We start from the raw sequence: 20908 nt of genomic DNA, 5'->3' as shown, positions 1-20908 counted from the left end.
CCACCGACTCGTGGAGCGAGCGGCCCTCTCGAGCGCATAGAAGCAGCGGGAGTGCCGTTCGCTCCGACGACGGCGGCGAGCCCCCCTACAGCTGGATCGACTTCACCTCGAGGAACTCCTCGAGCCCGTAGCGCCCGAGCTCGCGCCCGGTGCCCGACTGCTTGTAGCCCCCGAACGGCGCCACCGGGTTGAAGGCGCCGCCGTTGACGTCCACCTGGCCGGTGCGCATCCGCCGCGCGACCTCGACGCCCCGCTCCTGCGACCCCGCGAACACAGCGCCCGCGAGCCCGTAGATCGTGCTGTTGGCGATCTCCACGGCCTCGTCGACGTCCGAGTAGGGCATCACCGCGAGCACCGGCCCGAAGATCTCCTCCTGGGCGATCGTCATGTCCGACCGCACGCTCGCGAAGATCGTCGGGCGGACGTAGGCGCCGGAGGAGAGCCCCTCGGGCAGGCCGGGCCCACCCGCCACGAGCTCGGCGCCCTCGGAGACCCCGCGGTTGATGTAGCTCTCCACGCGGGAGCGCTGCGTGTCCGAGGACATCGGGCCGATGCGGGTCGAGTCCTCGGTCGGATCGCCGACGGTGTACTTGGCCGACGCCGCCACGAGCTGCTCGACGACCTCGTCGTGCAGGGACGCGGGCACCAGCAGGCGCGTCCACGCGGTGCAGGTCTGGCCGCCGTTGATGAAGCAGTTGCCGAGGCCGACCTTGACGGCCTTCGTGAGGTCGGCGTCGTCGAGCACGATGTTGGCCGACTTGCCGCCGAGCTCGAGCGCGACCCGCTTGATCGTCCCGGCCGCCACCTCCTGCACGCGGCGGCCCGCGGCGACCGACCCGGTGAACGACACCATGTCGACCCCCGGGTGCGCCGCGAGCGCCTCGCCGGCCTCGGGGCCGGTGCCGTGCACGACGTTGAACACGCCCGCGGGGAGCCCCGCGTCGGCGGTGATCTCGGCGAGGACGCCCGCGGTCAGCGGCGCGACCTCGGACGGCTTGAGCACCACGGTGCAGCCGGCGATCAGCGCGGGGGCGACCTTCGCGACGACCTGGTGCAGCGGGTAGTTCCACGGCGTGATCGCGCCGACGACGCCCACGGGCTCGCGGACGACGAGGGAGTTCCCGACCTCCTCCGACCACGCGAAGTCCGCGGCCAGGCCCGCCACGCCCTTCGAGGTGGCCATCGGCATCCCGAGCTGGACGGTGCGCGAGAACGTGATCGGCGAGCCCATCTCGGCGGTGATCGACCGCGCGAGCTCCTCGTGCCGGTTCTTGATGCCCTCGCGGATGCGCAGCACGAGCGCGGCGCGGTCCTCGAGCGGCACCCGCGACCACGAGCCGAACGCCTGCCGCGCCGCCAGCACCGCGGCGTCGATCTCCGCCCGGCCGCCGCGCGGCACCTCGGCGATCGTCTCCCCGGTGGCCGGGTTCACGACGGGGATGGTGCCGTCGCCGCCGGTGGCGCGCGCTCCGTCGATCCAGTGGTCGGTCAGGGTCCCGATGCTCGCGCTCATAGCCCCGATACTTCCCGATGACGAGGGGCCGCGCGGCCGGTCACGCGTGACGGTTTCTCCGCCCGTTATGTGATACACCGAGTCACGGATTCGTCGTCGTCGATGTGAGGGACCGCCGCATGCGCACCGCACTGACCGAGATGCTGGGCGTCGAACACCCGCTCGTCGGGTTCAACCGCTCCCCCGCCGTGGTCGCCGCGGTCACCAACGCGGGCGGCTTCGGGGTGCTCGCCGCGAGCATGTACAGCCCGACGGAGCTGGACGCGCAGCTCACCTGGATCGAGGAGCAGGTCGGCGGGCGCCCGTACGGGGTCGACCTCCTGGTCCCCGAGAAGTTCGCGGTCAGCGACCCCGACGACCTCGTCGCGAGCCTGCGCGCCCAGATTCCCGCCGAGCACTTCGCGTTCGTCGACGCGCTGCTCGACGAGTACGGCCTCCCCGCCCACAGCGCGCCCCGCGGGGAGGAGGACGCCCTCGACGAGATCGCCGCCGCGATCAACCCGGCCGGCGCGCAGGCGCTGCTCGACGTGACGTTCTCCCACCGGATTGCCATGGTCGCGAACGCCCTCGGCCCGCCCCCGGCCGACCTGGTCTCCCGCGCGCACGCCGACGGCGTCGTCGTGGCGTCGCTCGTCGGGCAGCGCAAGCACGCCGTCCGCCAGCTCGAGGCGGGCGTCGACGTCCTCGTCGCGCAGGGCACCGAGGCCGGCGGGCACACCGGCACCGTCGCCACGACCGTGCTGACCCCGGAGGTCGTCGAGGTCGCCGACGGCCGTCCCGTACTGGCCGCGGGCGGGATCGCGACGGGCGCGCAGATGGCCGCCGCGCTCGCCCTCGGCGCGGCCGGGGTGTGGTGCGGGTCGGTGTGGCTCTCCAGCGAGGAGGACATCACGCCGCGCCCGGTCAAGGAGAAGTTCCTCGCCGCGGGCAGCAGCGACACGCTGCGGTCCCGGACGATGACCGGCAAGCCGGCCCGCCAGCTCCGCTCGGCCTGGCACGACGCGTGGGACCGCCCCGACGCCCCCGCGCCGCTGCCGCTGCCCCTGCAGCCGATGCTCGCGGGCCGTGCCTGGAACCGGGTGCACGCCGCGGCCGCCGAGGGCCACCCCGGCGCGACGGCGCTCGACACCTACTTCATCGGGCAGGTCGTCGGCGGCTTCACCGAGCTCCGGCCGGCCGCCGAGATCACCCGCGAGATGGTCGAGGACTGCACCCGCCGGCTGCGCGCGCTCGGCGAGCTGGCGGACACGTGACCACCCCGGTCGTCATCGGGGTCGGCCAGGTCTCGGAGCGCCTCGACGACCCCGGCTACCGGGGCCGGTCCCCCGTCGATCTCGGCGCCGACGCGGCCCGGGCCGCGCTGGCCGACACGGGCGCCGACCCGGCGGCGGTCGCGGCCCGGGTCGACCTGGTCGCCGCCGTCCGCCAGTTCGAGGCGTCGGCCCCCGGCGCGGTCGCCCCGCTCGGCGCCTCGGACAACTACCCGCGTTCGGTCGCGGCCCGGATCGGGGCGACGCCGCGGACCGCCGTGCTCGAGGTGGTCGGCGGGCAGTCCCCGCAGCGCCTGGTCACCGAGGCCGCGGCGGCGATCGCCGCCGGTGAGGTCGACGTCGCCCTCGTCGTGGGCGCCGAGGCGATGTCCACGGTGCGCCACCTGCTGACCGCGGTCGACGAGGCCGACCGGCCCGACTGGACCGAGCACGTGGGCGGGCAGCTCGACGACCGCGGGCTCGGTCTGGAGACGTTCATCGTCCCCGAGCAGGTCGAGCACGACGTGCTCGCGCCGGTGCTGCAGTACGCGCTGTTCGAGCACGCCCGCCGCGCCCGGCTCGGGCTCTCCCGCGAGGCGTACCGCCGGGACATGGCCGAGCTCTTCGCCCCGTTCTCGGCGGTCGCGGCGCGCCACCCGCACGCCGCCGCGCCGACGGAGCGCACCGTCGACGACCTCGCGACCCCGTCCGTCGACAACCGCCCGATCACCGACCCCTTCCTGCGCTTCTCCGTCGCCCGCGAGCAGGTCAACCAGGGGGCGGCCGTCGTCCTGGCCGCGAGCGGGGTCGCGGACGAGCTCGGCGTTCCCGACGACCGCCGGGTGTACCTGCACGGGCACGCGGACCTCGTCGAACCCGCGGTGCTCGACCGGGCCGACCTCGGCGCGAGCCCGGCGGCGGACGGCGCCGTCCGGCACGCCCTCGAGCTCGCCGGCATCGGGATCGACGACCTGGGCACGCTCGACCTCTACAGCTGCTTCCCGATCGCGGTCCGGGTCGTCACCGACGCGTTCGGGCTCGCCGCCGACGACCCGCGCGGACTCACCGTCACCGGGGGTCTGCCGTTCTTCGGCGGCCCGGGCAACGACTACTCGACCCACGCGATCGTCGACACCGTCACCGCGCTGCGCGCGCGCCCCGGCACCTTCGGCCTCGTCGGCGCGAACGGCGGCGCCCTGCACAAGTACTCGGCCGGGATCTACTCGACGAGCCCGGCACCGTGGCGGCCCGGCGACGACCTCGCCGCGCAGAAGGAGGTCGACGCGGTTCACGCCCGCGACGCGCCGGGCACGGTGAGCCGCGCCGACGGCGACGCGACCGTCGAGACCTACACCGTCGAGTACGAGCGCGACGGCCGTCCCCGCGGCGGGGTGGTGGTGGGCCGGCTGCACGACGGCGGCCGGCGCTTCCTCGCCCGCGTCGCCCCCGACGACGCCGCCACGCTCGACCTCCTCGCCGCGTCCGACCCGCTCGGGCAGCCGGTGCAGGTCCGGTCGGGCCCGCAGGGCAACCGCGTCACGCGTCCGGGTTGACCCGCCGCGTCACCGGGGAGCCCCGCCCATGGCTGACTTCAGCTCCACCACCACGGTCGACGCCTCCCCCGAGGATCTCTTCGCGTTCCTCTCGGACGTCGGCAACCTGCCCCGCTACTTCGCCCGCATGAAGACCGCCGAGCCCGCCGAGGGCAACGCGGTCCACACCACCGCTGAACTCCCCGACGGCTCGCAGGTCGAGGGCGAGGCGTGGTTCGAGGTCGACCAGAGTGCCCAGCACATCTCGTGGGGCGCGGAGGGGTCGAACGACTACAACGGCTCGCTCGACGTCTCGGCGGCCGAGCGCGGCTCGACCGTGCAGGTCACCCTGCACACCAACCGCGTCGAGTCCGGCGACAGCGAGGTGCAGAACGGCCTCGACCAGACCCTCGACACCATCCGCACCCTCGTCGAGGACCAGGGCGTCGCTTGAGGGCTCCGCCCTGCGTGCGTGCGTTTCCGTGCCCAGGCACGGAAACGCACGCACAGGCCGCGGAGCGGCGAACGGAGTACACCGCCGTCCCCAGGTGACGAACTGTCCCCAGGTCGGCCGCGCCGATCACCCCACCGCGGACGAGTTGTCGACCGTGTAGGGCATGAGAGACGAACTCGCCCTCCAGGCCCTGCGCCACGCGCAGGACGACCACCTCACCCGCGCTCAGATCCTCCAGTGCGGTGGCACGGACGAGTGGATCGAGGCGCAGCTCGCCGGCCGCCGCTGGGTCCGCGTGACGCGCAAGGTCTTCCGGACGACCACCGGCGCGCCGACCCCACGACAACGAGAACGCGCAGCGCTGCTGTGCGCCGGGTCGGCCGCGGCGTTGAGCCACCACTCCGCCGCCCGACGCTGGGGCCTACCCGTCCCCGAGTCCGAGCCGGTCCACATCACGGTGCCCTATGGCCACTCGTCCGACCCGCACCCCGGCGTCACGCTGCACCGCAGCCGGGCGTTCGACCGCATCGTCGTCGACACCGAGGACATGCCGACCGTCTCTGCGGCGGACACCTGTGTCGACCTCGCGGTCTTGCGCGACGACGCGCGCGCCGCGATGCGGACCGTCCTGCACGCCACACTGGGGATGAAGGTGGACGCCCCTCGGCTCCGCGCGGTCCTCGAGGTACGACGACCGCGCCGGTACGCCACCGTGCTGCGGCACGCGGCTCGCCTGCTCGACGAGGGGGTCACCTCGATGCTGGAGGCCCTCTACGCCGTCGACGTCGAGGCCGCGCACGGCATCCCCGCCGGCCAACGGCAGTTCCCCGTGATGGTCGACGGCCGGCAGCGCTTCGAGGACATCCGCTACGTCCTGCCGGGCGGGGATCTGATCACGCGACTCGACGGGTTCCGCTGGCACTCCGACCGGCACGTCGCCGTGACCGACCGCGCCCGGGACAACGCGGCCGAGCTCGCCGGGCGGGCCCGCCTGACGTTCGGTTGGGACGAGGTGCACGGCAGGGCCTGTGCGGTGGCGTCGATCCAGATGACGCGAATGCGGCAACTCGGGTGGGAAGGACCCGCGGAGGACGCCGACCTGTGCCGGTGCCTTCGGGCGGCCTGACGGGTGTGCGTGCGTTCCCGTGCCTGGGCACGGGAACGCACGCACGAGACGTCAGTCGAACGACAGCTCGCTGTCGCGGGTCCGCTTGAGCTCGTAGAAGTACTCGTAGCCCGCGAGGAGCTTCGCGCCGTCCCAGACCTGGCCGGCCTGCTCGCCCTTGGGGATGCGGGTCATGACGGGGCCGAAGAAGGCGGAGCCCTCGACGTGGATGACGGGGGTGCCGACGTCCATGCCCACCGGGTCCATGCCCTCGTGGTGGGACTTCTTCAGGGCGTCGTCGTAGTCGGTGGAGGTGGCGGCCTCGGCCAGCTCGGCCTCGAGCCCGACCTCGGCGAGGGACTTCGCGATGACGTCGTCGAAGTCCTTGTTGCCCTCGTTGTGAATCTTGGTGCCCATCGCGGTGTAGAGCGGCGCGAGGATCTCGTCGCCGTGCTTCTGGGCCGCGGCGATGCAGACGCGGACGGGCTTCCAGCCCTCCTCCATCATCGCCTGGTACTTCTCGTCGAGCTCACGGCCGGAGTTGAGCACCGACAGGCTCATCACGTGCCAGTGCGTCTCGATGTCCCGGACCTTCTCGACCTCGAGCACCCAGCGGGACGTGATCCACGCGAAGGGGCACAGGGGGTCGAACCAGAAATCCACGCGGGCCTTGTCAGTGCTCATGAGTCCAGGCTTCCCTCGATCGGCGACGTCTACCCGGGTGCAACCGTTGAACCGACGACCGTGTTCCGACCCCTATTAGGGTGCGGGGCGTGGCTGCTCCCAACCTGACCAGGTCCGACGCGCAGACCCGCGCCGAGATGCTCGAGGTCGACTCGTACACGATCGCCCTCGACCTCACCGACGGGACCGCGGCGCCGGGCGAGACGACCTTCCGCTCGACGACCACCGTGCGTTTCCGCAGCCGGCAGCCGGGTGCCGCGACCTGGATCGACATCGTCGCCGCCGGGGTCCGCAGCGCGACGCTCAACGGCATCGCGCTCGACGTCACCGGCTACGACGAGGAGAAGGGCATCGCCCTGCCCGACCTCGCGGGCGACAACGAGCTCGTCGTCGACGCCGACTGCCGCTACATGAACACCGGCGAGGGCCTGCACCGCTTCGTCGACCCGGTCGACGGCGCGGTCTACCTCTACAGCCAGTTCGAGACCGCGGACGCCAAGCGCATGTTCGCCTGCTTCGACCAGCCCGACCTCAAGGCGACCATCACGCTCTCGGCGCTCGCCGCGCCCGACTGGCAGGTGATCTCCAACGGCGCGCCGGACACGACGACCACCCTCGACAACGGCGCCGTGCACCACGCCTTCGACACCACGGTCCGCATCTCCACCTACCTCGTCGCCCTCATCGCGGGCCCCTACGCCGTCTGGCGCGACGAGTACTCCGACGAGTACGGCACCATCCCGCTCGGCATCTTCTGCCGCACGAGCCTCGCCGAGCACATGGACGCCGACCGGCTCTTCGCCGAGACCAAGCAGGGCTTCGGCTTCTACCACCGCAACTTCGGCGTGGGCTACCCCTTCGCGAAGTACGACCAGCTCTTCGTCCCCGAGTTCAACGCCGGCGCGATGGAGAACGTCGGCGCCGTGACGTTCCTCGAGGACTACGTCTTCCGCAGCCGCGTCACCCGCTACCTCTACGAGCGCCGCGCCGAGACCGTGCTGCACGAGATGGCGCACATGTGGTTCGGCGACCTCGTGACGATGCGCTGGTGGGACGACCTCTGGCTCAACGAGTCCTTCGCCACCTGGGCGAGCGTCGTGAGCCAGGCGGAGGCCACCGAGTACCGCAACGCGTGGACCACGTTCGCGAACGTCGAGAAGTCGTGGGCCTACCGCCAGGACCAGCTGCCCTCGACGCACCCGATCGCCGCCGACATCCCCGACCTGCAGGCCGTCGAGGTCAACTTCGACGGCATCACCTACGCCAAGGGCGCGTCGGTCCTCAAGCAGCTCGTGGCCTTCGTCGGGCAGGACGAGTTCCTCGCCGGGCTGCGGCTGTACTTCTCCCGCCACGCCTACGGCAACGCGACGTTCGACGACCTGCTCGCGGCACTCACCGAGGCCTCCGGGCGCGACCTGTCCGGCTGGTCGGCGGAGTGGCTCCGCACCACGGGCCTGAACTCGCTGGCCCCGTCGTTCACCGTCGGCGCCGACGGGCGCTACGAGAGCTTCGCCGTCACCCAGGGCGGCGCGACGCCCGGTGCCGGGGAGACGCGCACCCACCGGATCGCGGTGGGGGTGTACGACGACGAGGCCGGTCGCCTGGTGCGGCGCCACCGCACCGAGCTCGACGTCTCGGGCGAGCGCACCGAGGTCCCCGAGCTCGTCGGGATCGAGGCGGGCGCGCTGGTGCTCGTCAACGACGACGACCTCACCTACTGCACGATGCGCCTCGACGAGCGCTCGCTCACCACCCTGATCGACCGGATCGGCGACATCGCCGAGCCGCTGCCGCGCACCCTGTGCTGGTCGGCCGCCTGGGAGATGACCCGCGAGGCCGAGATGCGGGCCCGCGACTTCGTCGCGCTGGCCATCGGCGGGATCGCCGCCGAGACCGAGGTCGGCGTGGTGCAGCGGCTGCTGCTGCAGGCCCAGACCGCGCTCGGGGCCTACGCCGAGCCGACGTGGGCCGTGGAGCAGGGCTGGCCGTCGTTCGTCGCGACGCTGCTCGGGCTGGTCGACGGCGCCGAGGCCGGGTCGGACCATCAGCTCGCCTACGTCAACGCGCTGACCGGCGCGGTGCTCACGCCGCAGGCGCTCGAGCGGATCGCCGGGCTGCGCGACGGCTCGGCCCCGCTGGAGGGCCTCACCGTCGACACCGACCTGCGCTGGCGGCTGCTGCACGCCCTCGTCGCGCACGGGGCGGCGGGCGCCGACGAGATCGAGGCCGAGCTCGCGCGCGACAACACCGCGACCGGACAGCGCATGGCCGAGCGGGCGCGGGCGCTCGTCCCGACCCCCGAGGCCAAGGCCACGGCCTGGGAGCGGGCGGTCTACGACGACTCGCTGCCCAACGCGATCAACATGGCGATCATCATGGGCTTCTCGCACCCGGCGCAGGGGGCGCTGCTCACCGACTACCGCGACAAGTACTTCGCGGTGGTCGACGAGGTGTGGGGCCGGCGCTCGAGCGAGCAGGCGCAGCCCTTCGTGCAGGGGCTCTTCCCGTCGTGGGCCGTCGAGCAGGCCACGGTGGAGGCGGCCGACCGCTGGCTGGCCGACGAGCACCCGTCGGCCCTGCGCCGCCTGGTCACCGAGGGCCGGGCGGGCATCGTCCGGGCCCTGCGCGCCCGCGAGGCCGACCGGGGTGCCTGACGGCCTGTGAGCACTAATCCGTGTCTGGACACGGATTAGTGCTCACGGGCGCTCCGCGCACCTTCTAATGCTTGGACCCCGCGTGGTCGCCGAGCACCCGCAGACCCTCGACGATGCCGCCGACGAGGTCGGACTCGGTGAACGACGAGACCATCGCCATCACCGCGAGCTTGGCGCCGCGGTCGTCGACCCGGCGGACGGACTCCTCGCCGGTGACGACCTCGACCACGCGCTCGCCCGGGGACACCGCGACGAGCACGGCCTCGGGGGCGGAGTCGCCCAGCGAGGCGTGCAGCTCCTCCGCGCGCTCGCGCGACCGGCCGCCGAGCTCGCCCACGAACACCGTGAACAGCAGCCCGGTGTCGGCCGAGGTGCGGGTGAGGGCCTCGTCGATGCGGGAGAGCTGCGACGAGGAGAAGGGGACTTTGTGGTCGTCGGCGACGACCTCGACGGCCTCGGAGATCCGGCCCGACGCGGTGGGGACGCGAGCGTGCCCGTAGACCGGGTCCTCGACCATCCCGGCCTCGCTCAGGACCGGGGTCTCCCCCGACCGGGCCTGACGACGGACGAGGCCCGTCTCACCAGGTGCCACGTGCGCCTCCTCGGGCGGTACGGGTCGCGACCGTGCCGACGGCGTCGACGGTCGGTTCGGGCAGGCCGGTCCCCTTGGGGTTGCCGATCCACCACAGCGAGTCGTGCGGCCAGTCGTCGCCCGAGCGGTAGGGCACCTTCCGCCCCCGCGAGCGCAGCATCGTCCACGTGAACAGCACGAGCAGGACGACGACCGGGATCACGCCGTAGATCAGGATCGTCTCGATCGGTCTCACGGCCCGAACCGTAGTGGAAAGAGCGTCCGACGTCGTGTCGTAGGTGTCCTCCGTCCGCCGGGAGTCACCAGACCGGCGGCCGCCGGTGCGCCCACGGGGACGCCGCCTCGAGCTCCGCGCCGAGGGCGAGCAGCAGGTCCTCCTCGCCGCGCCGGCCACGCAACGTGACCCCCACGGGGAGGGTGACGCCGTCGATCACGGGCCAGCCGAGGGGCAGCCCGAGCGCCGGCTCCCCGGTCATGTTCGCGATCGCGGTCCACGGGGTGAAGGCGACCTGCCGGGCGAAGTCGGTCTCCGGGCCGTCGGCGGAGAACCAGCCGACCGGGCGGGGCGGCAGGGCCACCGACGGCGTGAGCACCGCGTCGAGCCCGGACCGCTCGGCGATCATCGCCCGGGTGGCCACCTGCACGGTGTGCAGGGCGACGAGCGCGTCGATCCCCGTGACCTCCCGGCCCCGCGCCCGGAGCAGCTGTGTGAGCGGCTGCAGCCGGTCCTCGTCGTCGGGATCGACCGCGTCGGCGAGGGCGAGGGTGGCCCACAGCCCGACGAAGGCGGCGACGACCTCGTCGGGCAGCGTCAGCTCCACCGGCTCCACCCGGTGCCCGAGGGACTCCAGGAGCGCGGCGGTCTCCTCGGCGGCGGCGACGCAGACGGGGTCGACGGAGGCCCCGGTCCACGCCGGGCCGAGCAGACCCGCGAGGTCGCCGTACGGGACGGTCGTGCACACCCCGATCCGCCGCCGCGGGCCCGGGGCGCCGTGCACCACGCCGAGGTAGCCCTCCGGCGGCGGCGCGGGCGCCACCAGCGACTCCCCCGGCCACGACCGGCCGCCGCACAGCGCGTCGAGCAGCGCCGCGGCGTCGGCGACGGTCCGAGCCAGCGGTCCGGCGACCGACAGCCCCGCCGGGTCGCCGCCCGCGGGCCCGGCCGGGACCCGACCGCGCGTGGTCTTGAGCCCGACGAGCCCGCACACCGACGCGGGGATGCGCAGCGACCCGCCGCCGTCCGAGCCCTGCGCGACCGGCAGCACCCCGCCGGCCACGGCCGCCGCGGCGCCGCCGGAGGACCCGCCCGCCGAGCGCGAGACGTCCCAGGGGGTCACCGCGGGCGGGGCGCCGGCGGGCTCGGTGTAGCAGGGCAGCCCGAACTCGGGCACGGCCGTCTTCCCGATGCTCACGGTGCCGGCGGCGCGCAGGAGCCCGACGAGGTCGTCGTCGTACGCGGGCACCCATCCCCGGTGGACGACCGACCCGCGGCCGGTGGGGACGCCCGCCGTCGCGGTGAGGTCCTTGATCGCGGTCGCGACCCCGACGAGCGGCCCGGTCGGCGGGGTGGGCCCGGCCAGGGCCCCGTCGAGGGCGCGCGCGGCGTCCCGGGCGCCCTCGGGGTCGAGGACCGCGAACGCGCCGAGGCGGGCCCCGACCTCCTCGGCGCGCTCCAGCGCGTGGTCGACGACGTCGAGCGCCCGCACGTCGCCGCGCCGCACCGCCTCGGACGTCTCCAGTGCGGTCAGCTCGTGCAGGTCACCCACGTCGCGCGATCCTGCCCCACCCCGTCCTAGGCCGCGGTCTCCCCCAGGTAGGGCAGCCACTGCGGGTCGGCGTCGACCAGCCCCGCCAGCAGTCGCCAGTGGCGTCCGCGGGGCGCGGTCGGCATCGTGCGCAGCGGCCAACCGAGCTCGGCGAGCAGCTTGTCGGCCTTCTTGTGGTTGCAGCGCGCGCAGCAGGCGACGCAGTTCTCCCACGTGTGCGTGCCGCCGCGGCTGCGGGGCACCACGTGGTCGATCGTCTCGGCCTTCGAGGGGCAGTACGCGCACCGGAACCGGTCGCGGTGCATGAGTGCGGCCCGGGTCAGGGGGACGCGGGCGCGGTAGGGGACCCGCACGAAGACCCGCAGCCGGATGACCGACGGGACGTCGACCGCCCCGGCCGCGGAGTGCAGGACGAGCCCGGAGGCGTCGCCGTGGACCACGTCGGCCTTGCCGCAGACCAGCAGGACGATCGCGCGGCGCAGCGGGAGCGCCGTCAGGGGTTCGTAGGTGGCGTTCAGGAGGAGGACCCGTCGACGTCCCCAGGCGGGCACCGGCGGTTCCGGGCGGACGGTGACCGTGACGTCCAGGTCTCCGGTGGGGGCACCCGCATCGGCGGGGGCGACCGGATCGCGGACGGGGACCAGGGCGTCGGGAGGCTCGGACCTCAGAGCCCCGTCGACGGCGCTGAGCAGCGGCGTCACGGTCCTGGGTTGTCGTTCGGGCACACGACCACCTCCCACCGAGAGTGGGCACAGTCGACCACATCGAGGCCCTGCTCGCACCTGTGATAGTGGATCGTTCACCGGGGCGTTCCCCGCCGAGTGCCGGGCCCCTCTCCCCCGGCCGGTCGCGCGGGGGCGGCTCCGTATCGTCCCGGGGTGTGCTGATCGTCCCCGGCATCGTCGCCCAGCCGCCCACCCCGACGCCGTCCCCGGAGCCCTCGGTGCTGCCGGACGTGCCGATCAGCGCGCCGGCCTGCGCGAGCGACGCCGGCTCGCTGTGCGCGCGGGTGTTCTCGTACACGCACGCGTCGTGGCTCTCGCGCTCGGCCGACGCGATCGTCTCGCACGCGCTGACCGTGCTGCTGATCCTCGTCGTCGCGCTGATCCTGCGCCACGCCGTGCACCGCGGCATCCGGCGGCTCACCAGCGTCGGCGGCGCGGGCCGGGTGCCGCGCCTGCTGCGCCCCCTGCGCGACCGGGCCGCCGCGAGCCTGCGCGAGGCCGCCCCGCAGATGATCGAGCGACGGGCCCAGCGGGCCGCGACGATCGGGTCGGTCCTCCGGTCGTTCTCGACCCTGCTCATCTACGGCGTCGCGTTCGTCCTGATCCTCGGCGAGTTCGGGGTGAACCTCGCCCCGATCATCGCCTCGGCGGGCATCCTCGGCGTCGCGATCGGCTTCGGCGCCCAGAACCTCGTCCGCGACTTCCTCTCCGGGATCTTCATGATGCTCGAGGACCAGTACGGCGTCGGCGACGTCGTCGACCTCGGCGAGGCCGTCGGCACGGTCGAGGCCGTCGGCCTGCGGGTGACGACGCTGCGGGACATCGCCGGGACGGTCTGGTACGTCCGCAACGGCGAGGTCCTGCGCGTCGGGAACTCCAGCCAGGGCTACTCGGTGGCCGTCGTCGACATCCCCATCGGGCACGCCGCCGACGTCGACGACGCCCTCGAGATCGCCGAGGCCGCCGCCGTGCGCGAGTGCGCCGAGCCCGGCATCGCCGCGAAGGTGCTGGGCACCCCGGAGATGCTCGGCGTCCAGTCGGTGACCGCCGAGGGCGTCCTGCTGCGGTTGACCGTCCGCACCCGCCCCGGCGAGCAGTGGGCCGTGCAGCGCGCGGTGGCGGGCGAGGTCAAGACCGCGTTCGACGACGCCGGGGTCCCGGCGCCCACGCCGTTCGGCGGCCTCGGTGCCTCGACGGCCGGGAAGCGGACGACGTGAGACGGTGGTGGGTGTGAGCAGTCCCCAGACGTTCTACGACGAGGTCGGCGGCCACGGCACCTTCCACCAGATCGTGCACCGCTTCTACGAGCTGGTCGCCGAGGACCCGGTGCTGCGCCCGCTCTACCCGGAGGAGGACCTCGGCCCGGCCGAGGACCGCCTGCGGATGTTCCTGGAGCAGTACTGGGGCGGCCCGCAGACCTACTCCCAGCAGCGGGGGCACCCCCGGCTGCGGATGCGGCACGCCCCGTTCCCCATCGGCCCCCTCGAGCGCGACGCGTGGCTGCGCTGCATGCGGGTGGCCGTCGACGAGGCCGCCCTGCCCGCGGAGCGGCACCGCCAGATCTGGGAGTACATGGAGATGGCGGCGATGAGCATGATGAACAAGGCCTTCTGAGTTCCCGCGCCGGGACGACGCCGTCCCGGCCGTCGTCGGCGCGTCCTCGGCCGACCTGCTGGAATGGCCGCATGCCCGACAACCCGCTCCAGAACGTCAGCTTCCCCTCCAACGGGCGCACCGCCCACGGCTACCTCGCCCTCCCCGAGTCCGGCAGCGGACCCGGCGTGGTGGTCATCCAGGAGTGGTGGGGCCTGACCTCGCACATCGCCGACGTGACCAACCGGCTCGCGGCCGAGGGCTTCGTCGCGCTCGCGCCCGACCTGTACGGCGGCACCACCACGCACGACTCCGACGAGGCCGGGAAGCTCATGTCCGAGCTCCCCGTGCAGCAGGCCGCCACCGACCTCGCGGGCGCGGTCGACTTCCTGCTCGGGCACGACGCGGTGGTCGGCGAGAAGGTCGGCGCCGTCGGCTTCTGCATGGGCGGCGGCTTCGTCCTCGTGCTCGCCGCGCAGCAGGGCGACCGGATCGGGGCGGCCGTGCCGTTCTACGGGGTGCTGGGCGAGGACTACCCGAGCTTCGAGAAGCTCACGGCGCCGCTGCTCGGCCACTTCGGCGAGGAGGACGAGATGGCTACGCCGGACGCCGTCGAGGAGCTCGCCGAACGGATCGAGAAGGAGTCGGGCGTGCGCCCCGACTTCCGGATCTACCCGGCCGGCCACGCGTTCTTCAACGAGGAGAACCACCTGGGCACCTACGACCCCGAGCAGGCCGTCAAGGCCTGGAGCGCCACGCGCGACTTCCTGCGCGCGAAGCTGGGCTAGGCGCCCACCACGCCGCTCACAGCGCCAGCGGGAGCTGCGCGCGGCGGCGCCGGACCACGGCGCCGCCGCGCGCGTCCAGTCGCAGCCACCCGCCGTCGGTCGAGACCCGCACCGCGTCCTCGTCGCCGGCGCCCGGCCCGACGAAGCCCATGCCCGACAGGGCGAACACGCACCGCATGGGCACGCGCACCTCGGCGCCCGTGGCGTCGTCGGTGACCGTGAGCACCACCTGGTCGAGCAGCGCCGCCGAGGGCCGCCCGCTCGGGTCGCCCTCCCGGGCCGCGGCCACCCCACGCTCGGCGAGCCGGTTCAGCTCGGCGGCCGGGACGTCGCCCACCACCTGCCACCGGGCGTCGGGGCGCAGCGGCGGGAGCGGGCCCCGCCAGCGGTCGTCCACCGGTGTCCCGGGCTCCACCGTCTCCCCGGAGGCCACCGCGAGCGCCGCGAGGAGGTCCGACCCCACCACCGTCACGTCCGCGGGCTCGAGCGTCCCCGGGGCCGCGCGGGTGACCAGCGCGTCGAACGGGGTCGCCGCCCACGCCTCGACCGCCGGCCGGTCCCCGGGACGGGCCCGCAGCCGCACGACGACGGCCGCGTCGAGCCGCACCGCCCGCCCGACGAAGCCCGCCAGGTCCTCGCGCTGCGCCCGGTCGGGCACCGCGAGGCGCCCCGTCGTGTCCCTCGTGGCGCTCATGCGGCCTCGTAGCGCAGCAGGAACGAGCGCTCGTCGGCGGTGAGGCGCCGCGGCCGGGCGGAGGCGAGGTCGTAGGGGACGAGCTGGGTGTCGGCGGTGACCGCCGGCTTCGGGTCCCAGCCACCCTCCTCGTCGGGAAGCAGCAGTTCGTACCCGACGACGAACGACGCCGCCCTCACCGCGTGCGACCACATCCGCGCCCGCACCCCGCGCGGGTGCCACGGGATGGGGCGCCGGTAGCGCACGTCGACGCGGGCCACGAGCAGCCCGGCCTCGAAGGCCGCGACGCCCTCGCGGGCGGCCGCGTCGAAGAGCAGGTGGGTGCGGGCGTCCTCGAGCAGGGTCACGACGACGGCGTGGTTGACGTGGCGGTACGCGTCCTGGTCGGCCCAGCGGACGCGCACGTCGACGTCGTAGGTCCCCTCCGGTGCGGTCATCGGACCATGCTCCGGATCTGGCGGGCCGCCACCGACACCGTCGTGAGGTCGCGGCGCCCCGACCGGTCGATCTCGGCGAGCGAGCTGCGCGCGCGCATGAGCCGCGAGGCGTTCGCCTGCTCCCAGTGCGCGATCTTCTCCTCCGAGGACTCGGTGTTGTCGGTGTCGGCGAGCACGTCGATCGTCACGGCCCGCAGCGAGGAGTACAGCTCGTCGCGCAGCGACAGCCGGGCCAGCGCGTCCCACCGGTCCTGGCGCGACAGCGACGCCACCGCGGTGAGCAGCCGGTCGATCCCCAGGTGGTCCGAGAGCGCGTAGTACAGGTCGGCGACCGCGACGAGGTCGTCGGGATCGTCGTCGTGGTCGGCCTCGGCGATCTCGGTGATCTCGGTGACGTCGAGCAGCCCGAAGCCGTGCAGGGCGCCGACGGCGCGCCGCGCGAGCTCGGGCGGGGCCCCGTCGTCGACCAGGGCGGCCACCTTCCCCGCGAGCTCCTCGGCCTCCGAGCCGCGCAGCATGTCCGGCACCCGCGGCCCGAGGCTCGCGACCGCGGGCGAGAAGCGCTGCGTCTCGGCGCCGACCGCGAGGGGCTGGGGCCGGTGGGTCAGCAGCCACCGCGAGGCGCGGTCGAGCGTGCGGCGCGAGGCGAGCGTCAGCCGGTCGGCGACGTCGGTCGCGAGGCCGTCGGCGGTGGCCTGCGCGATGTCGGCGGCGAGGGCGTCGAGCCCGAACACGCGGGTGGCGACCTGGTAGGCGCGGACCGCGTCCGAGGGCGTCGCGGTCACCTCGGCGACCAGCCGGTGCACGTAGGAGATGCCGCCGCCGTCGACCACCTCGTTCGCGAGCATCGTCGTGACGATCCGGCGGCGCAGCGGGTGCGTCGCCACCGCCTCCGGGTAGCTGCGGGCCAGCACGGGCGGGAAGTACGACGGCAGCCGGCGCGCGAACACCTCGGCGTCGGGCAGGTCGGTCGCGGCGAGCGACTCGGTGAGGTCGAGCTTCACGTGCGCCATGATCGTCGCGAGCTCCGGCGAGGTGAGGCCCTCCCCCGCCTGCCGACGCTGCTCGAAGCCCTCGGCGTCGGGCAGGACGTCGAGCCCGCGGTCGACGGCGCCCCGCGCCTCGAGGTCGGTGACGAGGGCCTCGTGCACGGTGAGCATGTCCGGCGCGTGCGCCCGGGCGACGCCGAGCACGTCGTTCTGGGCCACGTTGTCGGCGAGCACCAGGGCGGCGACGTCGTCGGTGGTCGCCGCGATCTGCTCGTCGCGCCGTTCCTCGGCGAGCTCGCCGCGCTCCACCAGCGAGTCGAGCAGGATCTTGATGTTGACCTCGTGGTCGGAGCAGTCGACGCCCGCGGAGTTGTCGATCGCGTCGGTGTTCACCCGGCCGCCGGAGCGCGCGTACTCGATACGCCCGCGCTGGGTCAGCCCGAGGTTGCCGCCTTCGCCGACCACCCGCACGCGCAGCTCCGCGCCGTCGACCCGGACGGGGTCGTTGCTCTTGTCCCCCGCGTCGGCCTGCGTCTCCTCGGAGGCCTTCACGTAGGTGCCGATCCCGCCGTTCCACAGCAGGTCGACGGGGGCGCGCAGGATCGCGCGCATCAGCTCGGCCGGGTCGAGCTCGCCCGCGGTGGTGCCCAGGACCGCCGCGACCTGCTCGGAGACCGGGATCCGCTTCAGCGTGCGCGGGTAGACCCCGCCGCCCGCGCTGATCAGCGAGGTGTCGTAGTCGGCCCACGACGAGCGCGGCAGCTCGAACAGGCGCTGCCGCTCGGCGAACGACGCGGCCGGGTCGGGACTCGGGTCGAGGAAGACGTGGCGGTGGTCGAACGCGGCGACGATCCGCAGGTGGTCCGAGAGCAGCATGCCGTTGCCGAACACGTCGCCCGACATGTCGCCGACGCCCACCACGGTGATCTCGTCGGTCGCCACGTCCACACCGAGCTCGCGGAAGTGCCGGCGCACCGACTCCCACGCGCCCTTGGCGGTGATGCCCATGGCCTTGTGGTCGTAGCCGACCGATCCCCCGGAGGCGAACGCGTCGCCCAGCCAGAACCCGTAGTCCTTCGCGACGCCGTTGGCGATGTCGGAGAAGGTGGCGGTGCCCTTGTCGGCGGCGACGACGAGGTAGGTGTCGTCCTCGTCGTAGCGCACGATGCCCGCGGGGGTGCGCGCCGCCGAGTCGGCGGCGTGGCCCTCGCGGTCGTCGACCAGGTCGAGCAGGCCGGAGATGAACATCCGGTAGCAGGCGACGCCCTCGGCGCGCTGCGCGTCGCGGTCCACGGCGGCGTCGCCGGTCGCGGCCGGAGGACGCTTCACGACGAAGCCGCCCTTGGCGCCGACCGGGACGATGACGGCGTTCTTCACCGCCTGGGCCTTCACCAGCCCCAGGATCTCGGTGCGGTAGTCCTGCAGCCGGTCCGACCACCGCAGCCCGCCGCGGGCGATCGGGCCGAACCGCAGGTGCACACCCTCCACGCGGTTGGAGTGCACGAACGTCTCGATCGCCGGCCGCGGCTCGGGCACCCCGGGCACCCGCGACGGGTCGAGCTTGAAGGACACGAACTCCCGCGACCGGCCGTCGGCGTCGACGAGGAAGTAGTTGGTGCGCAGCGTGGCCCGGACGAGACCGAGCATGGCGCGCAGGATGCGGTCGGCATCGAGACTGGTGACGGCGTCGATGGCCGCCTCCACCTCCGCGTCGAGAGCGGCCACCCGCTCGTCCCGGTCCCGGGCCTCCCCGGCGGGGTCGAAGCGGGCCTCGAAGAGGCGGACGAGCCCGACGGCGACGGCCGAGTGCCCGCCGACCACGTCGGTGATGTAGCTCTGCCCGTAGGGGCTGCCGATCTGGCGCTGGTAGCGGGCCAGCGCGCGCAGGACGGCGGCCTGCCGCCACGTCAGGCCGGCGGTGAGGACCAGGGCGTTGAAGCCGTCGGTGCCCACGCGGCCCCGCCAGGCCTCGGTGAACGCGTCGGCGAACCGGGCGGTGAGGGACTCGTCGGGCCCGGCGGGGTCGAGGGGCATCCGCAGGCCGAAGTCGTTGATCCACGCGAGGGCGCCGTCGCTGCGCCGGACCTCGTAGGGCCGCTCGTCGATGACCTCCACCCCGAGCGACTGCAGCACCGGCAGCACCGTGGAGAGCGTGATGCGGCGCCCGACCAGGTAGAGCTTGAGGCGCCGGTTGCCGCCCTCGGGGTCGGCGTCGGGCCGGTCGGGCCGGTACAGCCGCACGGCCACGTCGTCGGGACCGCCGAGACCGTCCAGGACGAGCAGGTCGGCGACCCCGCGGTCGGGGGTGAAGTCCTCCTGGTAGGCCTGGCTGAACGGTTCACCGGACGCCGAGATCGCGGCGCGCACCCCGGGTCCGGCCGCGGCCCGCAGGCGATCGGACCAGGTGCGGGCCGCCTCCGCGAGCTCGGCGGTGAGCGCCGCGACGTCGGGGCGGGCCGGGTCGCGGTCGCCGGTGTGCACCGTGACGTGCAGGAGCGCGAGCTGGTCCTCGGTCACCCGGGCCGTGTACTCGATGTCGGTGCCCTCGAGCCGGTCGAGGAGCAGCTGCTGCATCCGCAGCCGGGCGGCCGTGGTGTAGCGGTCCCGTGGGAGGTACACCATCGCCGAGAAGTAGCGGCCCCAGCGGTCGCGGCGCAGGAAGAGCCGCAGGCTCCGGCGCTCGGCCAGCTCGAGCACCCCGGTCACCGTCTCGTGCAGCGACGCCCGGTCGGTGCAGAGCAGCTCGGAGCGGGGGTAGGTCTGCAGCACCTCGAGCATCCGCTGGCCCGACCACGACTCGAGCGGCAGGCCCGTCCGGGAGATGACCTCCTGGACCCGCCGCGAGACGAGCGGGATCTCGAGGACGTCCGCGCTGCGGGCGGCGACCGTGAGGACGCCCAGGAAGCGGTGCTCGGCGACGATCCGACCGTCGCCGTCGAACACGCGCACCGTGATCGAGAGCGGGTGCACGGGGCGGTAGACCGTCGACCGGGTGCTCGCCCGCGTCAGGATGAGGAGCCCGTCCTCGTCCGTGGCCGTCCGGGGGAGGGCGAGCCCGTCGTCCTGCAGCCCGCGGGCGGTGGTGGTGCTGCCGTCGCGGAGGATGCCGGCCCCGTCGGCCGGGCAGTCGCCCTCCACCCGGTGCCCCAGGAACGTCAGGTTCCCGTCGGCGAGCCACCGCAGCAGGGCCACGGTGTCGGTGACCTGGTGCGGTGTGACCGGTGGCGGGTCGGCCTCCACGCGATCGGCCAGCTGCAGGGCGCGCTCCACCATCGTCGCGCCGTCCTCCACCACGGCCCGGACGTCCTGGAGGACGCCCGCGAGGCGGTGGTGCAGGTCGGCGGCGAGATCCCGGATGGCGTCGGCGGCGCTCGTCCCCGTGGGAGGCGTCTCCGCCTCGACCTCGAGGTTCATCCACGACTCGGCGATGGTGCCCGGGGGCCGGTCGGCCGGCTCCGCGTCGGGCAGCACCTCGGCGAGGGCGCCGTCGGCGTCCCGCCGGACGATCACGACGGGGTGCACCACGCGGTGCACCGTCAGCCCGGTCCGCGACAGTTCCGCGATCACCGAGTCGATGAGGAACGGCATGTCCTCGGTGACGACGAGGACCTGGACCCGCTCGGGATCGATCGCGCCGGCTCCGGTCGAGCCCCCGCCGAGCACCGCCGTGACCGGCTGCCCGGGGACGCGCAGCCGCGCGAGACTGCGGTGGGCCCGCACGGTGGCGACGGCCTCGGTGGGCTGCTCCCCGGTATCGCCGAGGGTGCAGCCCTCGAAGTAGTGCACGGCGAGAGCCGCGAGCTCGACGTCGTCGGGGTCCTGGGTGAGGGCCACCGACCGCAGGGACTCGACGTCGGACCCGGGTCGGATCCCCGCCGCGGTCACCGGCCGGCCCCCGCAGCAGGGCGGTCCACCAGGACGATGCCGATCCTCGACGCAGCCACGTCGGCCACTGTAACGACCACGTGACAGGGCGCCGTTCTGCGCCGATCGGGCGAGCGGCCGTCCGAATTGGTCCAGAGACACGTGTGGCCCTCGCCGCGGGTGCGGGAGGGCCATTCGGTGTTGGTGCGTGGTGTGGGGGTGGTTGGGTGTTCCGGCGGTGTCCTACTCTCCCACGACCTGTCGGTCG

The 20908-nt window shown here is 74.0% G+C and carries 17 protein-coding genes; 8 read left to right on the top strand and 9 right to left on the bottom strand.

Features of this window, described 5'->3' with window-relative positions:
- Positions 1-85: 85 nt before the first annotated feature.
- Entirely contained in the window at positions 86-1513 is a 1428-nt protein-coding gene (locus ACFPBZ_RS26650; RefSeq protein ID WP_378039143.1) for an aldehyde dehydrogenase family protein, read from the bottom strand.
- Between the two features lie 119 nt (positions 1514-1632).
- On the opposite strand from ACFPBZ_RS26650, the gene ACFPBZ_RS26645 reads away from it, so the two are divergent.
- From ACFPBZ_RS26645 to ACFPBZ_RS26630, 4 genes are all read left to right on the top strand, one after another.
- Positions 1633-2766, top strand: a complete 1134-nt coding sequence (locus ACFPBZ_RS26645; RefSeq protein ID WP_378039142.1) for an NAD(P)H-dependent flavin oxidoreductase — start codon at positions 1633-1635, stop codon at positions 2764-2766.
- The gene (locus ACFPBZ_RS26640) at positions 2763-4316 is read left to right on the top strand and encodes an acetyl-CoA acetyltransferase (protein ID WP_378039141.1); all 1554 of its coding nucleotides are present in this window, start codon (positions 2763-2765) and stop codon (positions 4314-4316) included. The genes ACFPBZ_RS26645 and ACFPBZ_RS26640 overlap by 4 nt, the downstream gene beginning before the upstream one ends.
- 28 nt (positions 4317-4344) lie before the next feature.
- The gene (locus ACFPBZ_RS26635) at positions 4345-4749 is read left to right on the top strand and encodes an SRPBCC family protein (RefSeq protein ID WP_378039140.1); all 405 of its coding nucleotides are present in this window, start codon (positions 4345-4347) and stop codon (positions 4747-4749) included.
- A gap of 163 nt (positions 4750-4912) precedes the next feature.
- The gene (locus tag ACFPBZ_RS26630) at positions 4913-5875 is read left to right on the top strand and encodes a hypothetical protein (RefSeq protein ID WP_378039139.1); all 963 of its coding nucleotides are present in this window, start codon (positions 4913-4915) and stop codon (positions 5873-5875) included.
- Between the two features lie 51 nt (positions 5876-5926).
- On the opposite strand, the gene ACFPBZ_RS26625 is transcribed toward ACFPBZ_RS26630, so the two are convergent.
- On the bottom strand, positions 5927-6538 hold the full coding sequence (locus ACFPBZ_RS26625) for a mycothiol-dependent nitroreductase Rv2466c family protein (protein ID WP_378039138.1): 612 nt from the start codon (positions 6536-6538) through the stop codon (positions 5927-5929).
- Between the two features lie 89 nt (positions 6539-6627).
- On the opposite strand from ACFPBZ_RS26625, the gene pepN reads away from it, so the two are divergent.
- The gene (gene pepN / locus ACFPBZ_RS26620; protein ID WP_378039137.1) at positions 6628-9192 is read left to right on the top strand and encodes an aminopeptidase N; all 2565 of its coding nucleotides are present in this window, start codon (positions 6628-6630) and stop codon (positions 9190-9192) included.
- Positions 9193-9256: 64 nt separating this feature from the next.
- Here pepN and ACFPBZ_RS26615 read toward each other — a convergent pair whose 3' ends face one another.
- The 4 genes from ACFPBZ_RS26615 to ACFPBZ_RS26600 form a co-directional block, all read right to left on the bottom strand.
- Positions 9257-9784: a DUF5130 family protein gene (locus ACFPBZ_RS26615; protein WP_378039136.1), complete on the bottom strand. Its 528-nt coding sequence runs from the start codon at positions 9782-9784 to the stop codon at positions 9257-9259.
- Complete coding sequence (gene ctaJ, locus ACFPBZ_RS26610) at positions 9771-10019, bottom strand: aa3-type cytochrome oxidase subunit CtaJ (RefSeq protein WP_378039135.1); 249 nt, start codon at positions 10017-10019, stop codon at positions 9771-9773. Before ctaJ ends, ACFPBZ_RS26615 begins: the two co-directional genes overlap by 14 nt.
- A gap of 64 nt (positions 10020-10083) precedes the next feature.
- The gene (locus tag ACFPBZ_RS26605) at positions 10084-11550 is read right to left on the bottom strand and encodes an amidase (RefSeq protein WP_378039134.1); all 1467 of its coding nucleotides are present in this window, start codon (positions 11548-11550) and stop codon (positions 10084-10086) included.
- Positions 11551-11576: 26 nt separating this feature from the next.
- Positions 11577-12251, bottom strand: a complete 675-nt coding sequence (locus ACFPBZ_RS26600) for an HNH endonuclease (protein ID WP_378039133.1) — start codon at positions 12249-12251, stop codon at positions 11577-11579.
- Between the two features lie 179 nt (positions 12252-12430).
- On the opposite strand from ACFPBZ_RS26600, the gene ACFPBZ_RS26595 reads away from it, so the two are divergent.
- The 3 genes from ACFPBZ_RS26595 to ACFPBZ_RS26585 all read left to right on the top strand — a co-directional run bounded on the left by ACFPBZ_RS26595 (position 12431) and on the right by ACFPBZ_RS26585 (position 14656).
- On the top strand, positions 12431-13492 hold the full coding sequence (locus tag ACFPBZ_RS26595; protein WP_378039132.1) for a mechanosensitive ion channel family protein: 1062 nt from the start codon (positions 12431-12433) through the stop codon (positions 13490-13492).
- A 13-nt stretch (positions 13493-13505) separates the two neighbouring features.
- Positions 13506-13889, top strand: a complete 384-nt coding sequence (locus tag ACFPBZ_RS26590) for a globin (RefSeq protein ID WP_378039131.1) — start codon at positions 13506-13508, stop codon at positions 13887-13889.
- 71 nt (positions 13890-13960) lie between these two features.
- The gene (locus tag ACFPBZ_RS26585; protein ID WP_378039130.1) at positions 13961-14656 is read left to right on the top strand and encodes a dienelactone hydrolase family protein; all 696 of its coding nucleotides are present in this window, start codon (positions 13961-13963) and stop codon (positions 14654-14656) included.
- 16 nt (positions 14657-14672) lie between these two features.
- On the opposite strand, the gene ACFPBZ_RS26580 is transcribed toward ACFPBZ_RS26585, so the two are convergent.
- From ACFPBZ_RS26580 to ACFPBZ_RS26570, 3 genes are read right to left on the bottom strand one after another with little or no spacing between them, the layout of a single operon-like run.
- Positions 14673-15350 carry a DUF8185 domain-containing protein gene (locus ACFPBZ_RS26580; RefSeq protein WP_378039129.1) on the bottom strand — a complete coding sequence of 226 codons (678 nt, stop codon included), beginning with the start codon at positions 15348-15350 and terminating at the stop codon, positions 14673-14675.
- A complete protein-coding gene (locus ACFPBZ_RS26575; protein ID WP_378039128.1) occupies positions 15347-15787 on the bottom strand; it encodes an acyl-CoA thioesterase in 441 nt (146 codons plus the stop codon). Before ACFPBZ_RS26575 ends, ACFPBZ_RS26580 begins: the two co-directional genes overlap by 4 nt.
- Positions 15784-20661, bottom strand: a complete 4878-nt coding sequence (locus ACFPBZ_RS26570) for an NAD-glutamate dehydrogenase (protein WP_378039127.1) — start codon at positions 20659-20661, stop codon at positions 15784-15786. Before ACFPBZ_RS26570 ends, ACFPBZ_RS26575 begins: the two co-directional genes overlap by 4 nt.
- Positions 20662-20908 lie beyond the last annotated feature (247 nt).

Origin of the sequence: Actinomycetospora atypica (genome assembly GCF_042653685.1) — a bacterium.
Taxonomy (GTDB): domain Bacteria; phylum Actinomycetota; class Actinomycetes; order Mycobacteriales; family Pseudonocardiaceae; genus Actinomycetospora; species Actinomycetospora atypica.
The sequence above is the reverse complement of the archived record's forward strand: the minus strand, read 5'-3'. Positions and strand labels throughout refer to the sequence as shown.